Annotated in this window: 3 protein-coding genes; 2 read left to right on the plus strand and 1 reads right to left on the minus strand. The window is 62.7% G+C overall.

Annotated elements, in window-relative coordinates:
- Window positions 1-259: 259 nt before the first annotated feature.
- Together ACWEF2_RS31525 and ACWEF2_RS31530 are read left to right on the plus strand one after the other, a co-directional pair.
- Window positions 260-2,065, plus strand: a complete 1,806-nt coding sequence (locus ACWEF2_RS31525) for an IS481 family transposase (protein WP_453819899.1) — start codon at window positions 260-262, stop codon at window positions 2,063-2,065.
- Window positions 2,066-2,186: 121 nt separating this feature from the next.
- A complete protein-coding gene (locus tag ACWEF2_RS31530) occupies window positions 2,187-3,104 on the plus strand; it encodes a hypothetical protein (protein WP_453819897.1) in 918 nt (305 codons plus the stop codon).
- A 209-nt stretch (window positions 3,105-3,313) separates the two neighbouring features.
- On the opposite strand, the gene ACWEF2_RS31535 is transcribed toward ACWEF2_RS31530, so the two are convergent.
- Window positions 3,314-3,808 carry a hypothetical protein gene (locus ACWEF2_RS31535; RefSeq protein ID WP_453819898.1) on the minus strand — a complete coding sequence of 165 codons (495 nt, stop codon included), beginning with the start codon at window positions 3,806-3,808 and terminating at the stop codon, window positions 3,314-3,316.
- Window positions 3,809-3,867: the final 59 nt, after the last annotated feature.

Below are 3,867 nucleotides of genomic sequence, written 5' to 3' on the forward strand. Positions count from 1 at the left end.
CCTGTCGCGGCTGGGCGAGGAGATCGTCCTGTGGGCCTCGCAGGAGTTCCGCTGGATCGAGATGGACGACGCCTACTCCAGCGCCGCCGCCTTGATACTTACAAGATTAATTCGGCAGCTACTGATGACACTTCCGTGTCCTGTCTCGCTTGATGGTTGACACTCTGGCCTCGCTTGATGCTTGACACCTTGATCGTCTTCTGTGCCTGCTCGTGGCGTTGTCTGCGCTTCGGGGGAGGCCGGGATGGCATTGGTGGAGTTGAGTGTCGTGGAACAGCGCTATCACGCGGTGATCGAGGTGTTGTCGGGGGCGAAGGTCACCGATGTCGCCGAACGGTATGGGATCTCACGTCAATCGGTGCATACCTGGGTGCGCCGCTATCGAGACGGCGGGCTGGCAGCTTTGGCCGATCGGTCGCACCGGGTGCGCGCACATCCGATGCAGACACCGGCCGCGATCGAGGCGATGATCTGTGAGTTGCGGCGGGCGCATCCGCGGTGGGGGCCACGCACTTTGGGCTGGGAACTGGCCCGGCGCGGGGTGGAGCCGGTGCCCTCGCGGGCGAGTATCTACCGGGCGCTGGTGCGCAACGCTTTGATCGATCCGATGGCGCGCAAGCGTAAACGCGGTGACTACGTGCGCTGGGAGCGGCCTGGGCCGATGCAGTTGTGGCAGATGGACATCATGGGCGGGGTGTTCTTGGCCGATGGCGGTGAGTGCAAGCTGATCACCGGGGTGGATGACCACTCGCGGTTCTGTGTGATCGCCTCGGTGGTGGCCCGGCCCACGGGGCGGCAGGTGTGTGCGGCGTTCGCCGCGGCGATGCGCGCTTTCGGGGTGCCGCTGGAGGTGCTGACCGACAACGGCAAGCAGTTCACCGGCCGGTTCGGCGGCCCGAAGGCCGGTGAGGTGCTGTTCGAGCGCGTCTGCCGGGAAAACGGCATCCGGCTGCTGCATACCCGGCCGCGGACCCCGACCACCACCGGGAAGATCGAACGTTTCCATCAGACGGTGCGCCGGGAACTGCTCGACGACGCGTTGCCGTTCGCCTCGATAGGCGCGGCGCAGGAGGCGGTGGACGCCTTCGCCGGGCACTACAACACCGCCCGTCCGCACCAGGCGTTGGAGATGGCCTTTCCCGCCGACCGTTTCTTCGCCGACCATGTCGCCCTTCAGCAGAGGCGGATGCAGGAGGAGTTGCCACTGCGGCTACCGGCCGGTTTGAGCGTGGTGGGGCCGTCGGCCTCGTCGATGACCCCGGCCGCGCCGTCGCCTGAGGTCGTCACCGACGAGGGGGTGCCGGTGACCGAGCCGATGCAGGTTTCGGCCATCGAGGTTGAGCGGGTGGTGCCGGACTCGGGCAACCTGTCGGTCGGCGGCCAGCAGGTCTGGCTCGGCCCTGACCGCGCCGGACTGTCGATCACGTTGTGGATCAGTACCGCGCATCTGCACGTGTTCACCGCCACCGGCGGCCGGCTCAAGACGGTGGCCTCCCGGCTGACGGTCAAGGACCTGGCCGCCCTGGTCGCCTCCGGGGATGCGCGCCCGGCCGCTTCCGCACCGGTTCCCGACACCCAGCAGCACCGTGCGGCCGTCGAGGTCGACCGGCTGGTCAGCTCGATCGGCATCGTCAGCCTGGCCAGCCACGCGTTGTGCATCGGCGCTCACCTGGCCGGTCAGCGCGTCACCTTGCGTCTGGACGGCATCACCGCCCAGGTCATGGACGGCGAACGCCTGCTGCTGCGCACCGTGCGCTGCCCGCTGCCGATCACCGCATGCGGGCGCCTGCGCGGCGCTCGCAGGGCCGGTCCGCCACCGACCACGCCCACCGGGCCGGTCACCGTTCAGCGCACGGTCTCCATTCGCGGCACCATCATGGTCGTCGGCCAGAAGGTCCAGGTCGGCCGGGTGCACGCCCGCAAGATCTTGGACGTGACCGTCGATGACACCCACCTCACCATCCATGCCGACGGCGAGCCGATCCGCGTCGTTTCGCGAACCACTATCCAGGAGGTCACCCGGATCAAGTCCAGAGCGCATACTAAACAGCGAAAGACCAGCTAGGAGTGTCAAGCATCATCCGATGCCATTGCGTCAAGCATCAAGCGAGTCACGACACTGATGACACTTCCGCCGTACACTTCGGTGCACATGGTGATGGATCCATGCTGAGAAAGGTGGCGGGATGAGTAGCGGCGGGAGCCAAGAAGGCTACCAACTTGGAGCCATCCGCAAGAAGCCGGGTGCCGATACTCAGATCTCCGTTCTAAGAGACGTGACTGTCGATGAGTTCGAGCGTATCAACGATGCACAAGCATTCTTGAACCACCTAACGGTCGTCAATCCTATTAACGAGTTCCGCGCTTCCGCTGAAAGAATACTTCACGTTCTGGATGTGGCTCAGAACTATTCAGAAACTGACCCATACAATCCGGCGCAGTTAGCCTCGAACTTCCACTCTGCCGTGGACTCGTGGCTGCGGGATCTGCGGGCCTTCGACGACCACACGTCCCATAAGCTGTCACACCGGTTCGGTAATGCCTCGCCGGAACTTGAGGCTTTTAAAAACGCAACCCGTGAGGCGTACGACGGCAGCTTCGCTTACCGCTTTTCATATAAGCTGAGGAACTATAATCAGCACGCAGGTGGCGGAGTGCAGCATTTCAGCATTGGAAAGATTGAGGAGCCCTCGGGGCAGGTGAGAAATTACGTCATCGCCTCATTCGATGCGCCAACGCTCTTGTCTGAGAACGACAAGTGGGGTACGCAGGTGAGGTGGGAGCTTGAGAATATAGGCGGGAAGTTCGACTTTCGGCCTATACTGATCTCTACTATGGTTGCTTCCGATCGGGTTCTCAACCGTATGCTGGTGGCCCTAGAAACGCACATCCGTGCAGCAGTGTCAGTTATTAGGGAACTCGCGGAGGAAGTTGAGGCTCACGGAGACCCCTTCTTTACGTCCGTCTCTTCCGACTGGCCGGGCGAGGGGCGTACGGAATTGCCGATGACGCTAATTAGGCCTCAAATATGTGATTTGATCGTTAGTGCACTCGAGCAATCGCATGTTGCTCTAGGTAATCCACCCCCTGGCAAGCGGACGTGAATTTAACTCTGCGGCTTGCGTTGATGTCGTCGCCGGTCGGTGGCATCACGAGTGCGGTTCACAGCACTTCTTATCTCTGCTGCTGATCTTGAATGGCTAGGGTTGCGGCACGTTGAGGATCAGACTGGTTCCGGTAATGAAGCCGTTCAACAGAGATGAGGGTGATTCTGCATGGAGCGGGTGGCGATTCATGAGAGAGGTAACGACTTTTAATCTAAGATCTCAAGTCGTCGGGTGGTAAGAGCCCTGCGGGCAGTGACATAACGGTCGTGGAATTCCTGGGTGAGGACTTCGCGGCGGTAGCGCTGGCGTAGAACGCGGTCGAGGTCTCCGGCTCGGTGGACGAGGTCTGTAAGGGAGCGGCGGTCAATGTCGAAAGCGGCCATGCCTTGTTCGACGGCGGTGTCGAGGTCGCCGCGGCGGGCGTGGATGATGCCGAGGTCGATGTGGGCGTCGGCGACGCGCATGGGGGCGTTGGACGAGCCGTCTGGGCGGGTGTGCATCTGGATGGTTTCCAGGGCGTGTTCTTCGGCGCGGTCGTTGTCCTCAAGCCAGGTGTATGCGGTGGCGGCGTAGAAGACCCACTTGGCGTGGTCGAACACGAAGTGGTGATCCGGGTTGGTGGGAAGCGGGAGCTTGGCGAGGATGTCGGCTCCGCGGGTGAGGGCGGGGGCTCGCCCCGAAGTGTGGACACCGGTCGTCATGCGGCGAGCAGCACCCTATCTGTGGTTCGCTGCTCGTAATCGATCGGGCTGAGGTAGCC

The sequence above is a fragment of the Streptosporangium sp. NPDC004631 genome, assembly GCF_053601935.1.

Bases quoted from the DNA above. Each gene is read 5' to 3' on its own strand.
- ACWEF2_RS31535 (WP_453819898.1), bottom strand. From the start codon at position 3,808: ATGACGACCGGTGTCCACACTTCGGGGCGAGCCCCCGCCCTCACCCGC.
- ACWEF2_RS31530 (WP_453819897.1), top strand. From the start codon at position 2,187: ATGAGTAGCGGCGGGAGCCAAGAAGGCTACCAACTTGGAGCCATCCGC.